The organism is Streptomyces sp. NBC_01439 (assembly GCF_036227605.1).
In the GTDB taxonomy this organism is placed as follows: domain Bacteria; phylum Actinomycetota; class Actinomycetes; order Streptomycetales; family Streptomycetaceae; genus Streptomyces.
On the sequence record NZ_CP109487.1, the window covers coordinates 1700383 to 1726053 of the forward strand.

General features: G+C 75.0%; 10 protein-coding genes. 6 read left to right on the top strand and 4 right to left on the bottom strand.

The annotated features are described in order from the left end of the window. Positions 1–27 precede the first annotated feature (27 nt). From OG207_RS07595 to OG207_RS07615, 5 genes are all read left to right on the top strand, one after another. Positions 28–7905 carry a non-ribosomal peptide synthetase gene (locus tag OG207_RS07595; protein ID WP_329097060.1) on the top strand — a complete coding sequence of 2626 codons (7878 nt, stop codon included), beginning with the start codon at positions 28–30 and terminating at the stop codon, positions 7903–7905. Next, the gene (locus OG207_RS07600; protein ID WP_329097061.1) at positions 7902–18401 is read left to right on the top strand and encodes a non-ribosomal peptide synthetase; all 10500 of its coding nucleotides are present in this window, start codon (positions 7902–7904) and stop codon (positions 18399–18401) included. Before OG207_RS07595 ends, OG207_RS07600 begins: the two co-directional genes overlap by 4 nt. 85 nt (positions 18402–18486) lie before the next feature. Continuing rightward, positions 18487–18687, top strand: a complete 201-nt coding sequence (locus OG207_RS07605) for an MbtH family protein (protein ID WP_329097063.1) — start codon at positions 18487–18489, stop codon at positions 18685–18687. An 84-nt stretch (positions 18688–18771) separates the two neighbouring features. Continuing rightward, positions 18772–20103 carry an MFS transporter gene (locus tag OG207_RS07610; protein WP_329097066.1) on the top strand — a complete coding sequence of 444 codons (1332 nt, stop codon included), beginning with the start codon at positions 18772–18774 and terminating at the stop codon, positions 20101–20103. A 175-nt stretch (positions 20104–20278) separates the two neighbouring features. Then, positions 20279–20527, top strand: coding sequence for a hypothetical protein (locus tag OG207_RS07615; protein WP_329097068.1), 249 nt, complete (start codon positions 20279–20281; stop codon positions 20525–20527). A gap of 87 nt (positions 20528–20614) precedes the next feature. Here OG207_RS07615 and OG207_RS07620 read toward each other — a convergent pair whose 3' ends face one another. Beyond that, positions 20615–21154 (bottom strand): hypothetical protein, encoded by a 540-nt coding sequence (locus OG207_RS07620; RefSeq protein WP_329097070.1) that lies wholly within the window; start codon positions 21152–21154, stop codon positions 20615–20617. 97 nt (positions 21155–21251) lie between these two features. Further along, positions 21252–22286 (bottom strand): helix-turn-helix transcriptional regulator, encoded by a 1035-nt coding sequence (locus OG207_RS07625; RefSeq protein ID WP_329097072.1) that lies wholly within the window; start codon positions 22284–22286, stop codon positions 21252–21254. Between the two features lie 244 nt (positions 22287–22530). Here OG207_RS07625 and OG207_RS07630 point away from each other — a divergent pair, with 244 nt between their 5' ends. Next, complete coding sequence (locus OG207_RS07630) at positions 22531–22758, top strand: response regulator transcription factor (protein ID WP_030716619.1); 228 nt, start codon at positions 22531–22533, stop codon at positions 22756–22758. Here OG207_RS07630 and OG207_RS07635 read toward each other — a convergent pair. Then, positions 22752–24083, bottom strand: a complete 1332-nt coding sequence (locus OG207_RS07635) for an MFS transporter (RefSeq protein ID WP_329097075.1) — start codon at positions 24081–24083, stop codon at positions 22752–22754. The genes OG207_RS07630 and OG207_RS07635 overlap by 7 nt on opposite strands. 47 nt (positions 24084–24130) lie before the next feature. Then, entirely contained in the window at positions 24131–25669 is a 1539-nt protein-coding gene (locus OG207_RS07640) for an amino acid adenylation domain-containing protein (RefSeq protein ID WP_329097077.1), read from the bottom strand. Positions 25670–25671: the final 2 nt, after the last annotated feature.

Sequence of the window (25671 nt, forward strand, 5' to 3'; positions counted from 1 at the left end):
GATCCGACTGAGGAGACTGACCACCGCATGGCCACTCACGACCGCGGGCCGCTGCCCCTGACCCCGCCGCAGAACGGCGTCTGGTTCGCGCAGCAGCTCGACCCCACCCGTCTCGACTACACCATCGCCGAGTACCTGGAGATCCGCGGGGCGGTGGATCCGGAGCTGCTCGCCGAGGCGGTGCGCACGACGGTGGCCGGAACCGAGACGCTGTGCGTCCGCTTCGCCGAGGTGGACGGAGTGGTGTGCCAGATACCCTCCGGTCCGCCGCCGCTGCGGATGGAGACGGCCGACGTCAGTGACCACCCGGACCCGGACGCCGAGTCCGAGCGGCTGATGCGCGCCGAGCTGGCCCGGCCGACGGACCTGGCGACCGGTGACGTGTGCCGGCACCTCCTGGTGCGGACCGGTCCGGCGACGTACCGCTGGATGCAGGGGTACCACCACCTCGTCGCGGACGGGGTCACCGGTTCGATCCTGGCCCGGCGGACCGCCGAGGTGTACTCGGCGCTCGTCGCGGGAGAGCCCGTACCGGCCCCGGAGTCCACGCCGTGGGAACAGATCGTGGCCGGGGAGGAGGAGTACGCCCGCTCCGAACGGTCGTCGGTCGACCGGAAGTTCTGGCGGGGCCGGCTGGACGGCGCCCCCGAGCCCGTGTCCTTCACCGGCAGCGTCCCGGCGCCCGCGTCGGGTACCACGGTGCGGGTGAGCGGCGAGCTCGACCCCGCCGATGCCCGTACCCTGCGCGATGCCGCGCGCCGACACGGCACGCGCTGGTCCGCGCTGGTGATGGCCGCGGCCGCCGCCCACCTGCACCGCGCGGGCGCCACGGAGGACGTGGTCCTGGGCCTGCCGGTCACCGGCCGCACCACACCGGACGCCCGCCGGACACCCGGCATGTTCTCGAAGGTCCTGCCGCTGCGGCTGGCGGTGACCGGGGACACCACGGTCGGCGAACTGCTCCGCCACACCTCCGCCGGCATCAAGGAGGCCCTGCGCCACCAGCGGTACCGGATCGAGGAACTCACCGGAACCGGGCCCCGGCTGTGGGACGCCGCCGTCAACCTCATGTCCTTCGACTACGAGCTGTCGTTCGCCGGCGCGCCCGCCTCCGCGCACAACCTCTCGGTCGGCCCCGTGGAGCACGTCTCCCTCAACGTCTACGACCGCGGTGGCGACAGCCCGCTGACCGTGCAGGCCGAGGGCGACGCCGCCGACGTCGGCCCGGCGGAACTCGACGTGCTGCGCGTGCGGTTCACCCGCTTCCTCGTCGCGCTCGCCACGGCCGACGACGAGGCCCCGGTGAGCTCGCTGCCCTTCCTCACCGCCGAGGACGAGGAGCAGCTCGCCGCTTTCGCGGAGGGCGGCGTCGACCCGGCCCCCGGGGACGGGCTGCTGCACACGCTCTTCGAGGAGGAGGCGGCGCGCACCCCTGACAAGGTGGCCGTGATCTGCGCCGATCAGGAGGTGACGTACCGTCAACTCGATGCCTGGGCGGCGGACATCGCGGACCGGCTGGGTCGGGCCGTGGATCCGGGCACGCCGGTCGGCGTGTGCGTGGAGCGCTCCCCCGCGATGGTCGCGGCCCTGCTCGGCGTCCTGAAGGCGGGCGGCTGCTACGTACCGCTCGACCCCGGCCTGCCGCCGGAGCGCATCGCCTACATCGTGCGCGACGCGGGGCTGGGCACGATCGTCGCCGGGCCCGGTAGCCTCGACCGGCTGCCGGTCGACCTCGCGTGCGTGGTCGACCCGGGAACGGTGAGCGGCCGGACGGGCGGCAACCGGGCGGGCGCAGCAGTGCCGGCCGCGTCCGCCGCGTACCTGCTGTACACCTCCGGCAGTACGGGCGAGCCGAAGGGCGTCGTCGTCCCGCACGCGGCGGCGGTCGACTTCGTCCACGGCCACCTCGCCCTGTGCGGCGCGGGCGGCAGCGGCGCGGGCGGCAGCGGCGCGGGCGGCAGCGGCGCGGGCGGCAGCGGCGCATCCGGATCAGGTGACACCGAGCGCTTCCTCGGCTTCGCCTCGCTCTCCTTCGACGTGTCCGTCCTGGACGTCTTCGGCGCGCTGCTGAGCGGTTCCACCCTGGTCCTGGCCACCGAAGCCGAACGGGTCGACGTCGACCGCCTCCAGGCCCTGCTCGCCGAGCACGCGGTGACCGTCGCCGATCTCCCGCCGGCGCTCCTGCCGCTGCTGGACCCGGCCGCCCTGCCCGCACTGCGGTTCCTGTCCACGGGCGGCGAGGCCCCGTCGGGGGACGCCGTCGACCGCTGGGCGGTGGACGGCCGCGAGGTCTGGAACGCGTACGGGCCCACCGAGGCCGCCGTGTCCGTCACCATGCACCGGGTGGTTCCGCCCTCGTACGGCCGGATCCCGCCCATCGGGCGGCCGATGGCCAACCACCGCGCCTACGTGGTCGACCGGGCGCTGCGGCTGCTGCCGCCGGGCGCGACCGGCGAGCTGTGCGTGGCCGGTGCCGGTCTGGCTCGGGGATACGCGGGACGCGCCGCCATGACGGCCGACCGCTTCGTGCCCGACCCCTTCTCCGGCGTTCCCGGTGCGCGGATGTACCGGACGGGCGACCTCGTGCGCTGGTCGGCGCGGGGCGAACTGGAGTTCCTCGGACGGGTGGACCGACAGGTCAAGATCAACGGGCACCGGATCGAACTGGGCGAGATCGAGGCGGTGCTCGGCCGGCAGCCCTCGGTGGGGCAGGCCGCGGTCGTGGTGCACGCCCCCGCGGGCGGGGCCCGACGGCTCGTCGCCTTCGTGGCGCCGCCGGGCGACGGTGGCCCGGCGCCCGAACCGGACCTGCTCGCAGCGGAGTTGGGTCGCCTCCTGCCGACCTACATGGTGCCCCGCACCTTCGTGGCGGTGGACCGGCTACCCCTCACCGCGAGCGGCAAGGTGGACCGCGCCCGGCTGCACGTACCCGAGGCCGCGGACCGTCCGGAGCGCCCCGAGCGTGCCTACGGCGCCACCGAGTTGGCCCTCGCGGCGCTGTTCTCCGAGGCCCTCGGTACCGCCGCCACCCCCGACGACAACTTCTTCGAGCTCGGCGGCGACAGCATCGCCGCCCTCAGCCTGACCAGCCGGGCCCGGGCCCGGGGCTTCTCCTTCACCCTGCGCGAGGTGTTCGCGCACAAGACGGCGGCCGCCCTCGCCGCGGCCGTCGGCGAGCCGGCCCCCGGTGCCTCCGAGGCCGCCGGTCCGGCCGTCACGGAGCACGGTCCCCTTCCCGCGACCCCGGTCATGCGCTGGCTCCTCGACGGGCCGGGCCCGATCGGGCGCTTCAGCCAGTCCATGGTGCTGGCCCTGCCCGAGGGTGCGGACGACGCCACGCTCGTACGGGTCCTGCAGTCGGTCGTGGACCGGCACGGGGCGCTGCGCCTGGGCGTGACCACCGGACCCGAGGGCCCGCTGTGCACGGTGGGCGAGCCCGGTTCCGTCGACGTGTCCCGGCTCTACCGCACCGTCGGTGCCGCGGGGTCGGACGGGTCCGCCCGCGCCGCGATCGTGGCGCAGGCGGCACGGGAGGCGGCCGGACAACTGGATCCCGCGGCCTCGGTGATGCTGCGAGCGGTGCGCTTCGATGCCGGTGGGGCGTCGCCGGACCGACTGCTGCTGTGCGTGCACCACCTGGCCGTGGACGGGGTGTCCTGGCGGATCCTGACGGCGGACCTGGCCGCGGCCTGGGAGGCCGCCGTCGCCGGGCGTCCGCTGCCGGCCTCGGACGGGGAGGTCTCGTTCCGTGCGTGGGCCCACCACCTCGAACTCCAGGCGCGTTCCCCGGAAGTGCTCGCCGAACTCCCGTTCTGGCGCTCGACCTTGGAGACCCCCGGGGCCGGCGCGGACCTGCAGGAACCCTGGCACCGGGTCCCCGACCCGGCACGGGACACCGCGGGCACCGCCCGCACCCTGACGCTCGACCTGCCCGCCGAGGTCGCCGGCCCGCTGCTGACGCGGGTGCCCGGCGCGCTGCGCACCGGTCCGGCCGAGGTGCTGCTCGCGGGCCTGGTCCTCGCGGGCCACCGGCTGCGCTCCCCCGGCAGCGCCCCGGGGTCGTTGCTGGTCGACCTGGAGGGCCACGGCCGCGTCGACCGCACCGGCCGTCACGACCTGGCGCGCACGGTCGGCTGGTTCACCACCCAGTACCCGGTCCGGTTCGACCTGGACGGCCTCGACCTGGACGCGGCGGCCCGGGGCGGCGACGCCCTCGCCGAGCTGGTCGCCCGCATCCACGCGGCGGTCGCCTCCGTACCGGACCACGGCACGGGCTTCGGTCTGCTGAGCCGGCTCGATCCGCGGAGCGCCGCACAGCTGTCCGGCCTCCCCCGCCCCGGCGTCCTGTTCAACTACCTGGGCCGGTTCGCCGGCGGGGACGGGGCGCCCTGGAACCCGGCCCCCGAAGCGGGCGGACTGCGGGCCGACGTGGATCCGGCGATGCCCGTCGAACACGCCCTGCAGATCGACGCCATGGCCGTGGACGGCGCCGACGGTCCCTCCTTCACCGCGGTGGTCACCCATCCCCGCGCCCTGCTGACCGATGCCGAGGCGGACGCCCTGGTGGCGGCTTGGGACGAGGCCCTGCGCCTACTGGCCGGCTGGACCGGCGCCCCCCGGCCGCGCCGCCTCACCCCCCGCGACCTGCCGCTGGTACGGCTGACACAGCCGGAGACCGACGCGCTGGCCGCGCGTTACCCGGGGCTCGCCGACGTTCTGCCGCTCTCGCCGCTCCAGGAGGGCCTGTTCTTCCACTCCGCCTTCGACACGGGCGCGATGGACGCCTACACCGGCCAGATCGTCCTCACCCTGGACGGCGCCCTGGCCGAAGACGCCCTGCGGACGGCCTGTGACCGGCTGCTGCGCCGCCACACCGCGCTGCGCTCCGCCTTCACCGACCAGGGTCTGGACCGGCCGGTGCAGATCGTCGTCGAGTCCGCCGGAGCGCCGTGGGAAGCCGTTGACCTCGGCGGGCTCGGCTCGGCCGACCGGCAGCAGGAGTGGGAGCGGCTGCTCGCGGCCGACCGGGCCCGCCGCTTCGACCTGGAGCGGCCGCCGCTGGTGCGCTTCACCCTGGTCCGGTTCGGCGCGGGCGAGCACCGGCTGGTCATGACGAACCACCACATCGTGTGGGACGGCTGGTCCTCGGCGGTGCTGCTGCGCGAACTGCTCACCGGGTACGCCGAACACGCCCCGGGCGCCGGGGACGGCGCGGTCGCGGAAGCGGTCCCGTACCGCTCGCACCTGGACTGGCTGGCCCGCCAGGACGACGGCGCCGCGGAGGCGGCGTGGAGCGGTGCGCTCGCCGGGCTGGAGGAGCCGACCCTGCTGGGCGCGGCCGACCCGAACCGGATCGACGCGCTGCCCGAGCGGGCCACGGTCGAGCTGTCGGCGGAGCTCACGACGCGGCTCGCCGCGCGGGCCCGTACCGCGGGCGTAACCCTCAACAGCGTGGTCCAGGGCGTCTGGGCGGTCCTGCTGGGCCGGGTGACCGGGCGGGACGACGTGGTGTTCGGCGGGACCGTCTCCGGGCGGACCGCGGACGTCGCGGGCATCGAGGAAATGGTCGGCCTGCTGATCAACACCCTGCCCGTGCGGTTCCGGATCCGGGAGGGCGAGCCGCTGCTGGCGGCGCTCGCCCGGTTCCAGGACGAGCAGGCGGAGCTGATGGACCACCAGCACGTCGGGCTCGCCGGCATCCAGCGGGCGGCGGGTCTGGGCGCCCTGTTCGACACCACGGTCGTCGTCGAGAACTATCCGCTCGACCTGGAGTCGATGCGGGACCTGGCCGGTGGGCCGCGGCTGACCGGGGTGGAGGGCTCGGACGCCACGCATTACACCGTCAACCTCATCGTGCTGCCCGGGGAGCGGCTGCGGCTGCACCTCGACCACCGCACGGACGTCCTCGACGCACGGACGGCCCGCAGCCTGGGCGAGGCGCTGGAGCGGCTGCTGACGGCCGTGGCCGACGCCCCCTCCACCCCGGTCGGCGAGGTGGACCTGCTCTCCGCGGAGCAGCACCGGCTGATCCGGGAGTGGAACGGCACGGCCGTGCCCGTCCCCGACACCACGCTGGTGGAGCTGTTCGAACAGCAGGTGGCCCGGACGCCCGGCGCCCCGGCGACCGTCTTCCGCGGCGAGCGCCTGTCGTACGCCGAACTCGACGCCCGCGCCGAGCTGCTGGCCGGTCAGCTGTCCGCCCGGGGCGCCGGTCCGGAGCGGATCGTCGCGGTCGCCCTGCACCGCTCCACCGAGATGGTGGTCTCTCTGCTGGCCGTGCTGAAGTCGGGCGCCGCCTACCTTCCGGTGGACCCCTCGCTGCCGGCGGACCGGATCGCGTACCTGCTGTCCGACGCCGAGCCCGTGCTGCTGCTCGCGGACCACGCGGTGGCCGCGACGCTGCCGGCCGCGGCGGACCTGCCCCGGCTGGATCCGGGGGCCGTCCACGACGGGACCACCGGTACGGTGCGCCGGGCCCCGCTGCCCGCGCACCCCGCGTACGTGATCTACACGTCCGGGTCGACGGGGCGGCCCAAGGCCGTCGTCGTGGAGCACTCGGCCATCGTCAACCGGTTGCTGTGGATGCAGGACCGGTACCGGCTGGGCTCGGACGACCGGGTGCTCCAGAAGACCCCGTTCGGCTTCGACGTCTCGGTGTGGGAGTTCTTCTGGCCGCTGCTGACCGGCGCCGCCCTGGTGGTCGCCGAGCCGGGCGGGCACAAGGACCCCGCCTACCTCACCCGGGTGATCCAGGAGGAGGCGGTCACCACCGTCCACTTCGTCCCGTCCATGCTGGCCGCGTTCGTGGAGGATCCCGAGGCGGGCCACTGCCGGTCGCTGCGCCGGGTCGTGTGCAGTGGCGAGGCGCTGCCGGAGGAGCTGAAGAACCGCTTCCTCGACGTGCTCGACGTGCCCCTGCACAACCTGTACGGGCCCACCGAGGCGGCCGTGGACGTCACGCACTGGGACTGCCGCCGCGAGGAGAGCGGGCCCGTACCGATCGGCCGTCCGATCTGGAACACCTCGCTGTACGTGCTCGATCCGCGGGGGCGGCCCGTGCCGGTGGGGGTCGCGGGCGAGCTGTTCCTGGCGGGCGCGGGCCTGGCCCGCGGGTACCTGCGCCGCCCGGCGCTGACCGCGGAGCGGTTCCCGCTGGACCCGTTCGGCCCGCCGGGCTCGCGCATGTACCGCACCGGCGACCTGGCCCGCCACCGGGCCGACGGCTCGGTGGAGTACCTGGGCCGCACCGACGACCAGGTGAAGATCCACGGCTTCCGGATCGAACTCGGCGAGATCGAGACGGCGCTGGGCCGCCTCCCGGGTGTCGGGCGGGCCGCGGTCGTGGTCCGCGAGGACGTTCCGGGCGAGCGCAGGCTCGTCGGGTACGTCGTCCCGGAGGCCGGGGCCGGGGCCGGGAGGGCCGCGGCCCCGGACCCCGAGTCGATGCGCGCCGAACTGGGCCGCTCCCTGCCGGAGTACATGGTCCCGGTGCTGGTGGTCGTGGACGGGCTGCCCGTCACGGCGAACGGCAAGCTCGATCGCAGGGCGCTGCCGGCGCCCGCCGCGGCGGCCGCCGCCACCGGGTACGAGCCGCCCGCCGGGGAGACCGAGGAACTGGTCGCCATGGTCTGGGCCTCCGTACTGGACGCGCCGCGGATCGGCCGCCACGACGACTTCTTCGCCCTCGGGGGTCACTCGCTGAGCGCCACCCGGGTGGCGGCCCGACTGCGCCAGTCCCTCGGCCTGGACCTGCCCCTGCACACCCTCTTCGAACAGCGGACCGTCGCCGCCCTCGCCATGGCGGTCGAGACCGTGCTGCTGGCCGAACTGGAGGCCGAGACGGCCCCGTTCGCCGCCACCGCCGACGCCGTTCCTTCACTCGTACTTCAGGGAGAGACCTCGTGACCACCCAGGAGAGCCTGCCGGCCACCGGCACGGACAGCCGCCTGGCCGCCGCCCGCGAACTGCTGCGCCGCCGGGTGCGCGCCGCGCTGGACGACTCGGCGGCCGGTCCGGCCGCCGCGACCGCCCCGGCCCCGTCGGCCGACGGCCCCGCCGCCGAGCCCGTCGCCTCGTTCGCCCAGGAGCGGATGTGGCTGGTGGACCGGATGATGGACGGCACCCCCGGCTATGCGATCCCCGAGGTCGTACGGCTGCGCGGCCCCGTCCGCCCGGACCTGCTGCGCCGGAGCCTGACGGCCGTCGTGGCCCGCCACGCACCGCTGCGCACCGTCTTCGAGGAGCGCGACGGCGCCCCGCACCCGGTGGTCCTGCCCGCGCCGGAAGCCGTCCCGCTGCCGGTGCTGGACCTGGGCAGCGCCCCCCTCGCCGAACTGGAGGAGCGGGCCCACGCCCTGGCCCGCGAGGAGGTCCGCAGACCCTTCGACCTCGCGGCGGGCCCGCTGCTGCGCGCCCTGCTGATCCGGCTGGGCGCGGAGGACCACCTGCTGGTGCTGGTGGTCCACCACATCGCCACCGACGGCTGGTCCATGGGCCTGCTCTGGCAGGAGTTCTCCGCGGGCTACGCGGCCCTGCTCGGTGAGCGGCCCCTCCCGCACGTGCCGCTCCCCCTCGACTACCAGGCGTACGCCCGTACCCAGCGCGACCGGTTCGCGAGCGGTGCGATGAACGGACAGCTGCGCTGGTGGGAGGAGCGCCTCGCGGGGCTGGAGCCCCTCGAGCTGCCCGCGGACCGGCCCCGGCCCACCCGCCGCAGCGGCGACGGCGCCAGCCTGGACTTCACCCTCGACGCGACGCTCACCGCACGGCTGCGCGGGATCGCCGAGGGCTCCGGCGCCACCCTCTTCATGACCCTGCTGGCCGGCTTCCAGGTGGCCCTGGCCCGCTACGCCGGCCGCGCCGACATCGCCGTCGGCACTCCGGTGGCCGGGCGCGACCGGGTGGAACTGGAGCCCCTCGTCGGGTTCTTCGTCAACACCGTGGTGCTGCGCGCCGACCTGTCGGGCGATGCCGGGTTCCGCGAACTGCTCGGCCGGGTCCGCCGGGCGACGGTGGACGCGTACGACCACCAGGAGGTGCCCTTCGACCGGCTGGTGGAGCACCTGAGCCCCGAGCGCGTCGGCGACCGCAACCCGCTCGTGCAGGTGATGTTCGCGTCCGCCCCGGACGAGACGGCCGGACTGCGACTGCCGGGCCTGGACGCGCGGTCCGTGCGGACCGACTTCGGCGGATCGCTCTTCGACCTGAGCGTCTTCGTCTCCGAGGGCGCCGAGACCTGCTCCGGCTCGCTCGTCTTCGACACCGACCTGTTCGACCGGGCCACGGCCGAGCTCGTCCTCGGCCACTACCTGGAGCTGCTGGCCTCCGCCGCCGAGGAGCCCGACCGCCCCGTGGCCGAGCTGCTGCCCTCCGCCCCGACCGCGGCCCGGCTCGCGGCCGAGGGCCACGGCGCGGTCCGCCGGGACCTCGCCCCGGCCACCCTGGTGGAGCTGTTCGCCGAGCAGGTCCGGCGCACCCCCGGCGCCGAGGCCGTGGTCTGCGGCGCCGATCGCCTCGGCTTCGCCGAACTCGACTCCCGCTCCGACCTGCTGGCGGCCCGGCTGACCGCCGCCGGGGTGGGGCGCGAGACCCCCGTGGCCCTGCTGATGGAGCGCTCGGTCCACCTTCCGGTGGCGATCCTGGCCGTCCTGAAGGCCGGCGGGGTCTACGTCCCGCTCGGCGACGGGTTCCCCGTCGCCCGACTGCACTGGATGCTGGAGCGGACCGGCGCCCGCCTGCTGCTCGCCGATCCGGCGACGGCCGACCACGAGGCGGTCCGCACCTCGCCCGTGCCGGTGCTCGACGTGGGCGCCCCGGCGGACGGGATCCCGGCCGGCGCGCCGGGCCCGTACCCGCCCTGCGCGCCGGACCAGCTGGCGTACGTGATGTACACCTCCGGTTCCACTGGAGAGCCGAAGGGCATCGGCGTCACGCACGCCAACGTCGCGGCGCTCGCCCGCGACGCCGCCTTCGGCGCCGCACACCGGCGGGTGCTGGCCCACTCCCCGCTGGCGTTCGACGCCTCGACGTACGAACTGTGGGTGCCGCTGCTGTCCGGCGGACAGGTGGTCATGGCGCCGCCCGGCCGGATGGACACCGCGGCCCTGGCCGCACTGGTGGAGGAGCACCGGATCACCTCGATGTTCCTCACCGCCGCCCTGTTCAACCTGGTGGTCGAGGAGTGCGTGGAACTCCTGACCCACGTACGGGAGGTGTGGACGGGCGGCGAGGCCGCCTCTCCGTACTCCTTCGCCCGTGCCCTGGAGCAGGCTCCGGACACCGTCCTGGTCAACGTCTACGGACCCACCGAGACGACCACCTTCGCCACGGGCCACCGGCTGGACCCCCGCGCCGGAGCCTCCGTGGACGGCCGGATCCCCATCGGCACCGCCCTGGACGACACCCGCCTGTACGTCCTGGACGAGCGCGGCCGCCCGGTGCCGCAGGGTGCCGTCGGCGAGCTGTGCATCGGCGGCACCGGCGTGGCCCGCGGCTACCTGGGCCGGCCCGGCCTGACCGCGCGGCAGTTCACCCCGGACCCGTACGGCGCCCCGGGCGCCCGGATGTACCGGACGGGCGACCTGGCCCGGCGGCGCCCCGACGGCACCGTCGACTACCTGGGCCGCAGCGACCAGCAGGTCAAGATCCGCGGCCACCGGATCGAGCCGGGCGAGATCGAGGCCGAGCTGGCCCGCTGCCCGCAGGTCGGGCACGCCGCGGTGGTGGTCCGCGAGGACACCCCCGGCGAGCAGCGCCTCGTCGCCTACGTGGTGCCCTCGGACGGGCAGGTGGCCGAGCCGGCCGAGCTGCTCCGGGCCCTCGCCGCCCGGCTGCCCGCGTACATGCTGCCCTCGGCGATCGTTGCGCTCGCGGCCCTGCCGGTGACCCCGAACGGCAAGCTGGACCGGCGCGCGCTGCCCGCGCCCCCCGAAGAGGGGGTGCGCCGGGCCGAGTTCGCCGCACCGGCCACGCCGACCGAGGAACTCGCCGCGGCCGTATGGGGCGAGGTGCTGGACACCGGGCGGATCGGCCGCCACGACGACTTCTTCGCGCTCGGCGGCCACTCCCTGCGGGCCACCCGCGCCGTGTCGCGGCTCGGCGCCCGGCTGGGCACCGGCGTGCCGCTGCGGCTGCTGTTCGAGCACCCGACGCTGGAACGGTTCGCGGCGGCGCTGGACGCGCTGCGCGCTGAGGGTGCCGCCGCGGCCACGGTCGCCGTCACCGCGATCGGCGCCCGGCCCGCCGGGGAGCCCGCGCCGCTGTCGTTCGCGCAGCAGCGGCTGTGGTTCCTGGACCAGCTCCAGCCCGGCCGGCCCGACTACAACATCCCCGTCGCGACCCGGCTGCACGGCCCGCTCGACGCCGACGCGCTGGCCGCCGCGCTGTGCGCGGTGGTGACCCGGCACGAGGTGCTGCGCTCGCGGATCACCGAGGGCCCGCGGGGCCCCGTACAGACCGTGGAGGCACCGGAGGTCTTCGCCCCCGTCCGCACCGACCTGGGGGACCTGCCCCGCGAGGAGGCCCGCTCGCGGGCGCTCGGCCTGGCCCACGCGGACGCCGCCGCCCCCTTCGACCTGGGCTCCGCTCCCCTGCTGCGGGCCCGCGTGGTGCGGGTCGCGGACGACGAGCACCTCCTCGTCCTGGTCCTGCACCACACCGTCGGCGACGGCTGGTCGATGCCGGTGCTGTGGCGGGAACTGTCGGGGGCCTACGCGGCGCTGCGCCGCGGCGAGCGTCCCGCACTGCCGGAACTTCCGGTCCAGTACGGGGACTTCGCGTACTGGCAGCAGCGGCGACTGGCGGACGGCGACGCCGACGCGGGCATCGCCCACTGGCGGGCGGCCCTGGGCGGCCTCCCGGCCCTGGAGCTGCCCACGGACCGGCCGCGGCCCCAGGTGCGCTCGGGCGCGGGCGACGCCTTCGTCTTCGAGGTCCCGGCCGAGCTCGCCGAGCGGCTCGGCGCGCTGGCCCGCGAGCGCGGCGCCACCTTGTTCATGGTGCTGCTGGCCGGCTTCCAGGCGCTGTTGGCCCGCTACACCGGCCAGGCGGACATCGCGGTGGGCTCGCCCATCGCGGGCCGCGACCGCACCGAACTGGAGCCGCTCGTCGGCTTCTTCGTCAACACCCTGGTGCTGCGCACCGACCTGTCCGGCGACCCCGCCTTCGACGAACTGCTGGGCCGGGTGCGCCGGACCGCGCTGGCCGCGTACGAGCACCAGGACGTCCCCTTCGACCGGCTGGTGGAGGAGCTGCGGCCGGAGCGCGACCTCAGCCGCAACCCGCTCTTCGACGTGCTGTTCCAGCTGCATCCCGAGCAGCTCGACGCCCTGCCGCTGGACGGCGTGGAGGTCGAGAGCCTGGACACCTCCAACGGGACCGCCAAGTTCGACCTCAGCCTCGCGATGACCGAGCACCCCGGCGGTCTGACCGGCACCGTCCAGTACGCGACGGACCTCTTCGACCGGGCCACGGTCGAGCGGTTCGGCGGGCACTACCTGCGGCTGTTGGCCGGTGCGGCCGAGACCCCCGACGCGCCGCTGTCCCGGCTGGACGTGCTGTCCCCGCAGGATCACGCCGCGCTGCTCGGCGAGGAGTCCGCGGCGCGGCCGGACCGGCCGGTGGCCCGGACCCTGCACTGGCTGGTGGCGGAGCAGGCCCGGCTGCGGCCGGACGCGCCGGCCGTGACCTGCGAGGGCCGCACCACCAGCTACGGCGAGCTCGACGCGGCCGCCAACCGGCTGGCCCACCGCCTGCGGGAGCTCGGGACCGGCCCCGAGACCCGGGTGGCCGTCCTCGCCGGGCGCGACCCGCGCATGCTGGTCTGCGTCCTCGCGGTGCTGAAGGCCGGCGGCGCCTACGTGCCCCTCGACGCGGGACATCCGGCCGAGCGGATCCGCACGGTCCTCGCCGACAGCGGCGCCCACCTGGTGCTGACGGCGGGCCTGCCGGGCGGGCTGCCCGCGGACCTGACCGGCGACCTACCCGTCCTGGACCTCGACGCCGAGCAGCAGCTAATCGACGCGCTGCCCGCCACGGAGCCGGCCGCCCCCGCCTCCCCCGCGCACCTCGCCTACCTGCTGTACACCTCCGGATCCACCGGCCGCCCCAAGGGCGTGGCCGTCACCCACGCCGCGATCACCGGCTATCTGGCGGCGCTGGCCGCCACCTTCGACCTCGGCCCCGAGGACGCCGTGCTCGCCCGTACGGCGCTGACCTTCGACCCGTCGGTACGCGACCTGTTCGCGCCGCTGACCACCGGTGGGCGGATCGTGCTGGCCTCGCAGGACGAGGCCGGGGACCCGGACGCGCTGGCCCGGCTGTTGCACGCCGAAGGCGTGACGGCGCTGCTGTCGATCGTCCCGTCGATGCTGGAACCGCTGGTCGCCGCCGTCACCGAGCCCGCGGCGGCACTGCGGCTGGTGATGACCACCGGTGAGGCGCTGACGGCCGGACTGGCCCGCTCCGCGCACACCCTGGGCGCGCCCGGCACACTGCGGCTGGTCAACCAGTACGGTCCCACCGAGTGCACCAACACCACCACGTACCACGTGGTGACGGAGGCCGACATCGAGGCGGGCCGCATCCCCATCGGGCGGCCGCTGCCCGGCGCGCGGGTGCTCGTGCTCGGCGAGCACCTCGAACCGCTGCCCCGGGGCGCGATCGGTGAACTGTTCATCGCCGGGCGCGGGGTGGCCCGCGGCTACCTCGGCGATCCGGCCCGCACCGCCGAGGCCTATCCGCCGGATCCGTACGGGCCGCCCGGCGCGCGCATGTACCGCACCGGCGACCTGGCACGGCTGCGCTCCGACGGCGTGCTGGAGTTCCACGGCCGCCGCGACAACCAGGTCAAGGTCCGCGGCCACCGGATCGAACTCGGCGAGGTCGAGGCCGCCCTGCTGCACCACCCGGACGTGGCCCGGGCCGTGGCGGCCGCGCACGGCGAGGGCGCCGACCGGCTGCTCGCCGCGTACGTGGTGTGGCGGGACGGGAGCGGTGATCCGGCCGCCGTACTGGACTTCGTGCGCGCGGCCCTGCCGGCCGCGATGGTGCCCTCCGCGCTGGTGGTGCTGGACGCACTGCCGCTCACCCCGAACGGGAAGACCGACCGCCGGGCGCTGCCCGCGCCGGAGCCCGGCTCGGCCGGCGGGCACCGGGCGCACGTCGCCCCGCGCACGCCGCTGGAGCGGACGGTCACCGAGGTCTGGGAGGAGGTGCTCGGCGAGGGCCCGATCGGGGTCCGCGACCACTTCTTCGAGCGGGGCGGGCACTCCTTGCGCGCCACCCGGGTCATCTCCCGGCTGCGCGCCCTGCTGGAGCTGGACATTCCGATGCAGCTGCTCTTCCGCCACCCGGTGGCCGAGGACCTCGCCCGGGCGCTCGCCTCGCTGGGTGCGGCGGGCACGACGGGACCGGCGATCCCCGCGCTGCCCGAGGGGCCCGGCCCGCTGTCCTTCGGACAGCAGCGGCTGTGGCTGCTGGACCGGCTCCAGCCGGGCCGGCCCGACTACAACATGCCCAGTGCCGTACGGCTGACCGGGGAGCTCGACACCGCCGCTGCCCTGGCGGCGCTGACGGACGTCGTCGCCCGGCACGAGGTGCTGCGCTCGCGGATCGAGGAGAGCGAATCCGGGGAGGAGAGCGGCGGGGGCGCCTTCGCGGCCCGCGTCGTGCCCGGTCCGGTCTCGATGTTCACCCCGTCCTTCATCGACCTGTCGGAGCTGGATGCGGAGACCGCCGGTGAGCGGGCGCGGGAGCTGGCGGCGCACGACGCCGCGCTGCCCTTCGACCTGGCGGCCGCGGGCCCGCTGCGGGCCCGCCTGGTACGGATCGCGGCGCAGGAGCACCTCCTGGTGATCGTCGCCCATCACATCGCCTTCGACGGCTGGTCGGTGGGGGTGTTCTGGCGGGAGTTCTTCGCCGCCTACCGGGCCCGCACCCTCGAAGGGGCCGAGCCGCTGCCTGAACTCGCCGTCTCCTACCGCGATTTCGCGTCCTGGCAGCGCGACCGGCTGAGCGGTGACGCGCTCGCCGGCACCTTGGCCCACTGGCGGGAGCGGCTCGCCGGGCTCGCCCCGCTGGACCTGCCCACCGACCGGCCCCGGCCGGCCACCCCGTCCGGGCGCGGCGAGCAGTTCCCCTTCGTCCTGCCCGAGCCGCTGCTGCACGGGCTGCGCGAGCTGGGACGCCGGCACGACGCCACCTTGTTCATGGTGCTGCTGGCCGGCTTCCAGGCCCTGCTGGCCCGCTGGTCGGGCAGTGAGGACGTGGCGGTGGGCTCCCCCATCGCGGGTCGCGACCGCACCGAACTGGAGCCGCTCATCGGCTTCTTCGTCAACAACCTGGTGCTGCGCACCGACCTGTCCGGCGACCCCGCCTTCGACGAACTGCTGGACCGGGCCCGCGAGACGGCCCTGGGGGCCTACGCCCACCAGGAGGTGCCGTTCGAGCGTCTGGTGGAAGAGGTGCGGCCGGAACGCGACCTGAGCCGCAACCCGCTGTTCCAGGTGATGTTGGTGCTCGACGAGGAGGCCGCCGCGCCGCCCGCGCCGGCCGGGCTGGACGTCGAACCGCTCTCGCTGGCCAGCGGGGCCTCGAAGTTCGACCTCTCGCTGTACTTCGTCGAGGAGGAGGGCGCCCTGCGCGGCGAGGCCGTGTTCGCGACCGACCTGTTCGACCGGGCGACCGTCGAGCGCATGACCTCGGCGCTGGCCGAACTGCTCACGGCCGCGGTGGCCGACCCCGCGACCCCGCTGGGCGCGCTGCCCCTGATGGGCCCGGCCGAGGAGCGCCGGATCCTGCGTGCGGGCGGCGGGTCCGCCGAGCCGGCCGCCGACCGGCCGCTGCCCGTGCTCGTCGGTGAGCAGGCCTCCCGTACGCCGGAGGCCGTGGCCGTGGACGACGGGGAACGGAGCCTGACGTACGCCGGGTTGTGGGAGGTGTCGGGCCGCCTCGCCCGGGAGCTCGCCCGCCTCGGCGCGGGCCCGGACACGGCGGTGGCCGTCTGCGCGGAACGCTCCGTGCTGCTGCCAGCGGCGCTGCTGGGCGTCCTGCGCTCCGGCGGCCTGTACGTGCCCGTCGACCCCGGTTATCCGGCCGACCGGATCGGCTACATGCTCGCGGACAGCGGCGCCCGGGTGCTGGTGGTGTCGGGGCTGTCCGCCGCCGCGCAGGCACCGGACGGGGTCACCGTGGTGGACCTCGACGCCCTGGCCGGGGACGGGAGCGCGCGGGCCGACTTCGCACCCGTGCGGTGGGAGCCGGAGCAACTGGCGTACGCCCTGTACACCTCGGGCTCGACGGGACGCCCGAAGGGGGTCACCGTCCCGCACCGGGCGCTGGCCAACTTCACCCGGGACATGGTGCGCAGGCTGGAGCTGACGGCCGGTGACACGGTCGCGGCCGTCACCACGGCCTCCTTCGACATCGCCGTGCTGGAGCTGCTGGTCCCGCTCGTGTGCGGGGCCACCGTACGGGTCGTCGACCGGGAGACCGCGCGGGACGGCACCCTCCTCGCGAAGGAGCTGGACTCGGCACCGGTCACGGTCGTCCAGGCCACTCCGGCCACCTGGCACCAGCTGATGGAGTCCGGCTGGCAGGCGCCCCACGTGCGGGCGCTGTGCGGCGGCGAGGCGCTGCCCTCGGCCCTGGCCGAGCGGATGCGCACGGCCCTGGGCACCGTCTGGAACGTGTACGGGCCGACGGAGACCACCGTCTGGTCCACGGCGCACCGGCTGTCCGGTCCCGTCGGCGACGGGTCCGTTCCGATCGGCTCGGCGCTCGCCAACACCCGACTGCACGTGCTGGACGCGGCCCTGCGGCCGGTACCGGTCGGGGTGTTCGGCGAGCTGTACATCGGCGGCGACGGGGTGGCCCGCGGCTACCACGGGCGGCCTGCGCTGACCGCGGACCGGTTCGTGCCCGACCCGTACGCGGCGGGCGAACGGCTGTACCGCACCGGTGACCTCGTACGACGGCTCGCGGACGGCACGCTGGAGTACCGGGGCCGGGCCGACGGCCAGGTGAAGGTGCGCGGCCACCGGATGGAGCTCGGCGAGATCGAGTCCGCGCTCGCCCGCCACCCGCGGGTGCTGGCGGCGGCCGTGGCCGTCCACGGTACGGGGGTGGACGCGGTACTGGCCGGCTACGTGACCTGGCGGGACGAGGCGGGCGACGTGCGGGAGCTCGGCGACTTCCTGCGCCAGGACCTCCCCGAGTACATGGTCCCGGCGGTCCTGACCGCCCTGGAGCGGCTCCCGCTCACCCCGAACGGCAAGCTCGACCGCAAGGCGCTGCCCGCTCCTTCGGCGGACGCGGCCCGCGGCGACGGCACGGGGCACCTCGCCCCGCGCGACACGACCGAGCTGCGGATGGCCCGGCTGTGGGAGCAGACCCTGGGGACGGCCCCGATCGGGGTGCGCGACGACTTCTTCGCGCTCGGCGGGCATTCGCTCAAGGCCTTCGCCCTGATGGCGGCCGTGCGCCGGGAGTTCGGTGTGGAACTGCCGCTGAACCTGGTGTTCCGTCGGCGCACCGTGGAGCTGCTCTGCGAGGCCCTGCCGGACGCGGGGGCGGCCGCCGCCAGGCTGCTGGTCCCGCTGGCCGACGGGGACCCGTCCCGGCCGCCGCTGGTCCTCGTCCACCCGCGGGGCGGCGACGTCGTCTGCTACCGGGACATGGTGCGGGACCTCGCCGCCCGTCCCGGGGGCGACCGGCGGATCCTGGGTCTGGAGTCGGTGGGCTACAACACCGGCGAGCAGCCGCTGGAGCGGGTGCCCGAGATGGCCGAGCGCTATCTGGCCGCGCTCCGCGAGGAGCAGCCGCACGGCCCGTACCTGCTGGCCGGCTGGTCGTTCGGCGGGACGGTGGCCTATGAGATGGCGGCCCGGCTGGAAGCCGCCGGTGAGGAGGTCGCCTTCCTCGGACTGATCGACGCGGCGGCGCCGGGGACGGCTCCCGGGGGCCGTTCCGGTGCGGCGGGCGGGCCGGGCGATCCGGACCTGCTGCGGTACGGCATCGCCGCCGGGATCGATGCCGGCTCGGCGCGCGAACTGGACGAGGAGGAGCTGCTCGACGTCCTGGTGCGCCGGGGCCGCGAGGAGGGCACGCTGCCCCGCACCTCGCCCACGGAGGCCCTGCGCAGACTGCTGCGGGTCGCCGAGGCGAACGGGGCGGCCTCCGCCGCCTACCGCACCGACGCCGTGCTCGCCGTCGGCCTGCACCTCTTCACGGTCGACGAGCGCCATCCGGAGCTCGCGACCCCGCTGGTGGACCCGGCGGCCTGGCGGCCGCGCACCGCGGGCGCCGTCGTACGGGCCGCGGTCCCGGGCAACCACCACGACCTGGTGGACCCGCCGCACTGCGCCGCACTGGCGGAGCTGCTGGCCGCGGCCCTGCCCTCCTGACCCTCCTGACCCTCCTGACCCTCCTGACTACGAGACGCCGTACCCCGAACACCTTCCGCATTCCTGATCCATCGAGGAGAACACCGTGAACGACTCGTCCCCGCAGCAGTACCTGGTCGTCGCCAACGACGAGGAGCAGTACTCCCTCTGGGAGGCCGGCCGGCCCGTCCCGCTCGGCTGGCACGACCAGGGCGTACACGGCACCAAGGAGGAGTGCCTCGCGCACGTCGAGCGGGTGTGGACCGACATGCGCCCGCTCAGCCTCCGCGTGAGCATGGCCGGCTGACCCCACGATCCCCGGGCACCACGCCGCCCGGCAGGCCCCACCGCGGGCTGCCGGGCGGCGCGGCGGTGCCGGAAGGAACCTCGTATGACCAGCTCGTACCCCGGCGGCTCCGCCTCACCGCGCCGCCGCACCCCGCTGGCCGCCCTGGTGGCCGCCTCCGGGACCTCCTCGCTCGGCATGGCGGCGACCCTGGTCGCCGTGCCCTGGTTCGTCCTGCACAGCACCGGCAGCGGCACCCGGACGGGGCTCGTCGCCACCGCCGAGGTGCTGGGCCTGCTCTGTTCCGCCGTGCTCGCGGGTCCGGTGGTCGACCGGCTGCCCGTGCGCGCGACGAGCATCGGAGCGGACCTGTTGACGGCCGCGGCGATCAGCCTGATCCCGCTCCTGCACGCCTTCGGCGCCCTGCCCCTGCCCGTCCTCATCCTCCTGGTCTTCTCGGTGGGGGCCGCGCGCGGGCCGTCCGACACGTCCAAGCAGTTGCTCCTGCCCGGGGCGATGGCACGCGCGGGGGTCACGGCGGAGCGGGCGACGGGAGCCGTCGAGGGAGCCCGCCGGATCGGCATGATGGCGGGGGCGCCGCTCGCCGGTCTGCTCATCGCGACGGTCGGCCCCGTGCGCACCTTGTACGCGGACGTGGCGGCGATGGTGCTGGTGGCGCTCCTCGTGGCGGCCCTGGTGCCGGCGGCAACCCGCCCCCGCCCGGCCGACGGCGCACCGCCGGCCGGTTCCTACGCCCAGGAACTGCGTTTCGGGCTGGGGCAGTTGCGCAGGGACCGGCTCCTGGGGGCGATGGTGGGGGTCCTGATGCTGACCAACGCCCTGGACGGGGCGCTGAACGGCGTGCTCTATCCGGCGTACGGGACCCAGGTGCTGCACAGCAGCGCCCTGTTCGGGGCGATGGTGACCGCCATGGGGGCCGGCGCGCTGCTCGGGGCGGCCCTGTACGGCTGGGCGGGCCACCGGATGCCACGGCGCGCGGTCTTCGTCGGGGCCTTCGTCCTGGTGGGAGCGGTGCGGTGCGCCGCACTGGCCGCCGAGCCCCGGGTACCGGTGCTCTTGACGGTTCTGGCCCTGTCCGGCATCGGGTCGGGGATCGTGGGGCCGCTGATGATGTCGGTGGCCTACGAGCGGGTGCCCGAGGAGGTCCGGGGGCGGGTGTTCGGTCTGCTGCTGGCCGCCGCGCTGGCGGCGACGCCGCTGGGCATGCTCGGTGCGGGCCTGGCCCTGGACGCCCGGGGTCTGGTGGCGGCGCTGCTGGGCACGGGGGCGCTGTACCTCGCGGTCACGCTCGCGCCGCTGGTTTTCCCGGTGTGGCGGGAGCTAGACGCCCGGGGCCCGGCGGAGCCCGCGGAGGCGCCGGTCGGGCGCGAGCTGGGCCCTCCGGCCGCCGTAGGAGCAGGAATCCTGACCGAATAGGTCGGCTCTATTGGGATTTGCGGCCCCTCACCATCGCGCCAGGCAGCTTGATGAACAGTCTGATCGATCACCGAAGTGCCCGGCGCACGGCAAGGTTGGTCCTGCACCGACCGGCGCGGACGGCCCACAAAGTGGTTCGCGCCGAGACCAGACCGCTCGTACTCCTGGGGATCCCATGCTCAAGCGTTACGTCATCGCCCTGTCCGTGACCGCGGCCGCGCTGCTGCTGCCCGCCGGCGCCGCTCAGGCCGCCGACGGCACCTCGGACGCGACCACCGTGACGACCACCACCGGCGGCGAGGGCACCACCGCCACCACCCAGACGCCGGGTCAGATCGTGACGCCCAGCGGCCGGGTGGTGACGGTCGGCACCACGACGAACGGCCGGCTGCGCGACATCAACGACAGCTCCTGGGGCGGCTGATCGCACCGGCCCGTGAGGGCCGGACGGAAAGGGGGGAGGGAGGATCGCGGCGCGATCCTCCCTCCCCCCTTTCCGTGCACCGAGCCGTCAGTCACCCGCACCGTTGAGGGAGATGACGGCGTACTGCGCCTGCGGCGCACCGACGCACCTGCGCGACCACCGGGCCGGTACGTACAACAGCTCGCCGGGCAGTAGCCGGCACTGGAAGGACTCCGGTCGACCGCTCTCGCCGGTCCCGGTCAGCTGCCACGTCACGGCGCCGGCGATCTGGTGGATCAGCAGGTGCTCCCGGTCCCCGGGCTGTCCGGTCCAGACCGCGTCGACACCGACGCCCGGGGCGGCCCCGGCCGTCTCCACCCGGTCCAGCCGGACGGACAGACCGGTCAGGGAGGCCAGTTCGGCGGTGAACCGGTCCACCTGCGCCGGGCACACACCACCACCCGTCGGACTCGCCCCGGCGCCCTCGGCTCCCTCCGCATCATCGGCGTCATCGGCATCGCCGAACGCCGGGTTGTCGTACTCGGGCCACAGCACACCCGGCGCCCGGTCCAGGTGGACCGAGAGGAACAGGACGATCTCCCGCAGGTGCGGGGCCTCCCGTTCGCAGGCTTCGTCCGGCATGTCCATTACGTGCCCCTCTTGTTCGGCGGCTCCACAGCTCCCATCTCAGCAGCATGCGACACGCCCGCCGGCCACGACAGACACGAAAACGCGTGACACCAGGTCAGGAGGGCTGTACCGGGGCGTCGTCCGCCTCCGCCTCCAGGTCCAGCAGGCCGCGCGCGGCGGCGGCCACACCGGCCTGGAACCGGCTGCCCGCACCCAGCTCCTGCATGATGTCGGCGATGTGGCGCCGGGCCGTGCGCAGCGACATGCCCAGGCGCCGCGCTATGGCCTCGTCCTTCAGCCCGGCCGCGAGCAGCCGAATGATCGTCTCGTGGATCTCGCGGGCCACCTCTTCGAGCCCCTGGCCCGCCGCGGCCGAGAACGGCGAGGCCAGGTCCCAGGTCTGGTCGAAGATGTTGCACAGGTACGCGACGGTCGACGGCTCGCGTATGACCACGGCGCCCCAGCTGCCGTCGGAGACGGGTATGAAGGCCAGTTCCCGGTCGAAGGCGATGAGCCGGCCGAACAGCTCGTGCGCGGTGCGGTACTGCGCCCCCAGCACGGAGGTGGCGGCGACGTAGGCCTGGCTCGGCCCGTTGAAGCGGGCGGTGTGGTGGTAGAGGGTGCGGATCGATATCCCCCGCTGGAGCATCGTCTCGTCCCGCCGCAGCGCCTCCTGCATCGCCTCCGGCACCCTGCTGCCGCCCCCGGGCTGCGAGCTGAGCATCTCGGTGGTGCAGTTGAGGGAGGCCCGGTTGAGTGCCCCGCGCACGTCCTCCAGGCTTTCCAGGACCTCCAGCGACTCCCCCGTGGAGCGGCGGCCCAGGTAGTGCGGCAGGAAGCGCCCCAGGTCCTCGCGGATCCCGCTGATCTCCCGCTGCTGCTCGCGGATCTGCGCCTCCAGGGGCGCGACGAGCTGCTCGGCGGCCGTGTCCGGGGCCACCGCGAAGGCCACCGACGGGTCGATCGGGCTCACGTGCAGCAGACGTGCGGCGCGCAGGCGTGACACGCTGCTCCGGACCTCGTCCGCGTCGTGCCCCGTACCGACGGCCACCGCGTCCACGTCCACCGTGCGGTGCTCGAGCACCCAGCCGTAGACATCGATGTCAACATCAGCGCTGTTCGGATCCGGCACCACGTCAGATGTTTGCATTGCCCCACTTTGCCTTTTTTGCCCCTGGTCGCTTTACTGCCAGGCACTTTGGTGAGGTGCCCGCCCCCTGGCGCCAGGATATGCAGGGCGAAAGGCTGTACCCGACGAACAGCAGCGGGTGTCCGGCCACTTCAGGCCCCGGACGTCCGAAACGGTGCGATCACACCCCAAGTGATCGCACCGTCACCGGGGGCGCCGGCCCCGCTGCTCCTCTCCACCTTCGATCCGGAATCCGGAGCCTCACATGCTGCACACCACGCTCACCGCCCGCGCACCGGAGCTGCCCGCCCTGACCCCCCGCGAGCAGGAGGTGCTCGCCTACCTCGCGCAGGGGGACACGTACCGGATGATCGCCTGCCGGATGGGACTGAGCCCGCACACGGTCGACACCTACCTGCGCCGGCTGCGCAGCAAGACCGGCGCGGTGAACCGGACCCAGCTCACCCACATCGCCTTCCGCATGGGCTACTGAGCCGGCCGCGAGGCCTCGGCCCCGACCTCGTTCCCCACCTCCGGGGCATCGTCCTCGAACTCGCGCATCCGCCGCAGCGGGGAACAGAGCAGGACCAGCGGGGCCGCCGACAGGGCCCCGGCGCACAGCCACAGCGCGTTGCGCACGCCCAGCAGTTCGCCGAGGAGCCCCGCCAGCAGACCGCTCAGGGGCAGTACGCCCCACACCAGGAAGCGCATGGTGGCCGTCATCCGGCCGAGCAGGTGCGGCGGGCAGACCGTCTGCCGGTAGGTGACCTGGCAGATGTTGTACAGGGTGACGCCGGCCGACTGGACGAGCGAGCCGAGCACGAACAGCCCGATCCGCCAGTCGTCTTCGGCGAGCGGGAGCAGCAGCCCGAAGGGCATGGTCACCAACAGGGACAGCCACGTGAGCCGGGCCGCGCCGACGGCCCGGGTCACCCGGTCCGCGGCGGTGGCCGCGAGCACCGAGCCGATCGTGGCCGTCGTCAGCACCCAGCCGATGGCCGCGGGCGGCAGCCCCACGGTGCGGGTCAGGAAGAGCACCTCGATGGCCATCACCGCACTGAGGAACAGGTTCACGGCAGCCGTGTTCAGGGCGATCAGCCGCAGGATCCGGTGGCTGAGGACGTAGCCCAGGCCCTCCCGGATGTCGCGCAGCAGGTGCCGGCGCGGGGCGGGTTCCGGCTTCGGCTCCCGGGCCTCGATCCGCCCCAGCAGCACCACGGACACCAGTGAGGTGACCGCCTGCCCGGCCAGCGTTCCGGCCGCGCCCAGCAGTTGCACCAGGAAGCCGGCGATGCCGGGGCCGGCGAACTCCGCCCCCGACCGCACGGTCTCCAGCTTCGAGTTCCCCGCGATCAGGGTGTCCTTGCCGATGAGGGTCGGCAGATAGCTCTGGTCGGCGACGTCCCCGAACAGCCGGGCGCAGCCGAGCAGCAGGGCGACCGCGTACAGCAGCGGCATCGAGTGCAGGTCCAGCAGGTAGGCCACCGGCAGCGCCGTCAGCAGGACGGCGCGCGCCAGGTCGGCGGCCATCATCACGCGACGCTTGCGCATCCGGTCCACCCAGGCCCCGGCGGGCAGTCCCAGCAGCAGGAACGCCGCGTGTTCCGCGGCGGACAGCAGTCCTGCCTGCCACGCCGAGGCGTCGAGGGTGAGCACCGCCATCAGCGGCAGGGCCACGTATGTGATGCTGCCGCCCAGCTCGTTGCAGATGTGCGAGGACATGAAGAGCCGGAAGTCCCTGCGCCGGCGGCGCTGGACGGCCTGGACGGACTCGGCGGACCCCGCCGGCTCGGCGGACTCTTCGGTGGTGACGGACACGGGTGCGTTCCTTGTCTGGTCGCGGACCGGGTCCGCGGGCTGCTGATTCATCGGGGGTCCGGCGCGGGGAGCGCCCTGGGGTCGAGCTTGCCGCCCGGGGTCCGTGGCAGCCGGTCCATCAGTGTCACCACGGCCGGTACGAGGTACCCCGGCACCTTGGCCAGAAGGTGCCGGCGCAGGGCGTCCGGGGTGAGGGAGCTGCCGGGGGTGACGGCGGCCCAGGCGACCAGCTGCGGGCCGTCGGCCGCCCGGGCGGCGCGGGCGACCACGTCGACGACGTCGGGGTGGGTGGCCACGGCCGCCTCCACCTCCTTGAGTTCGACCCGGTGGCCGCGGATCTTGACCTGGTCGTCGGCGCGGCCGAGGAAGACGAGCGGGCCGCCGGGCGCGCGGGTGACGCGGTCGCCCGTGCGGTACATGCGCTCGCCCGGGGCGTCGGTGAAGGGGTCGGCGACGAACCGCTCGGAGGTCAGCCCCGGCCGGCCGTGGTAGCCGCGCGCCAGGCAGGAACCCGCCAGGTAGAGCTCGCCCGCGGCGCCGGGGGGCGCCTCGCGCAGCTCCTCGTCGAGGACGTAGGCGCGCACGCCGGCCAGCGGTGCGCCGAGCGGGATCAGCTCGTCGCCCGCGAAGCCGGCCAGTTCGGCCGGTCCCGGCTCGTAGGAGGTGGCGGTGATCGTGGACTCGGTGAGGCCGTAGCAGCTGATCACCGGGGGGTGGTCGGCGGCCGTCCAGCGCGTCAGGTCCGCGGTGCGGCCCGCGTCGCTGCCGATCACCACGCGGCGCAGTGCGGACGGCAGCGGCCGGGGGGCGCGCTCCAGGTCCTTGGCCCATTGCGACCAGTACGGGGTGGGCAGGTTGACGACGCTGATCCGCTCCGCGTCGAGGAACGGCTCCAGTTCGGCGGGCGAGAGGACGTTGTCCTTGACGAAGACGGCCGTGCCGCCCGTGCACCAGGTGGGCAGGGCCTCCTCCAGGCTGACGTCGAAGGCGGGGGCGGCGAACTGCAGGACCGCGTCCCCCGCGGTCAACCCGTAGCGTCCGGCGAGGGTGGCGACCTGTGCGGCGAGTCCGGCGTGGCCGACCGCCACGGGCTTGGGCTGCCCGGTGGAGCCGGAGGTGAAGAGCACGTAGGCGAGGGAGCCGGGCGCGATGCCGGCGGGCCGGGCCTCGGAGGCGGGCGCCGCGGTCGAGGTGGAGGCCCAGAACAGCTCGCTCCCGGTGCGGCGTTGCAGCATCGCCGCCGCGTGGGTGTCCTGCGCGACCGCGTGCCGGGTCCCGGCGGCCCGCAGCAGGGTGCGCAGCCGCTCGTCGGGGGCGTCGAGGTCCACCAGGAGGGGGGCCGCTCCCGCGTACCAGATCCCCAGCAGCCCCACCGCCCAGTGGGCGCCCCGGCGCACCCCCAGGAGCACGGTGTCCTCCGGCCCGGCGCCGGCGGCGCGCAGTTCCTCGGCCACCGCGCGCGCCCGCCGGTCGAACTGGCGGTACGTCAGCTCCCCTTCGGGCGCGCGGACCGCGATGGCCTCGGGTGTGAGCCCGGCCCGGTGCGCGATGCGCAGGGGCACGGGGGTGGTCTCGGTGGGGCTCATGG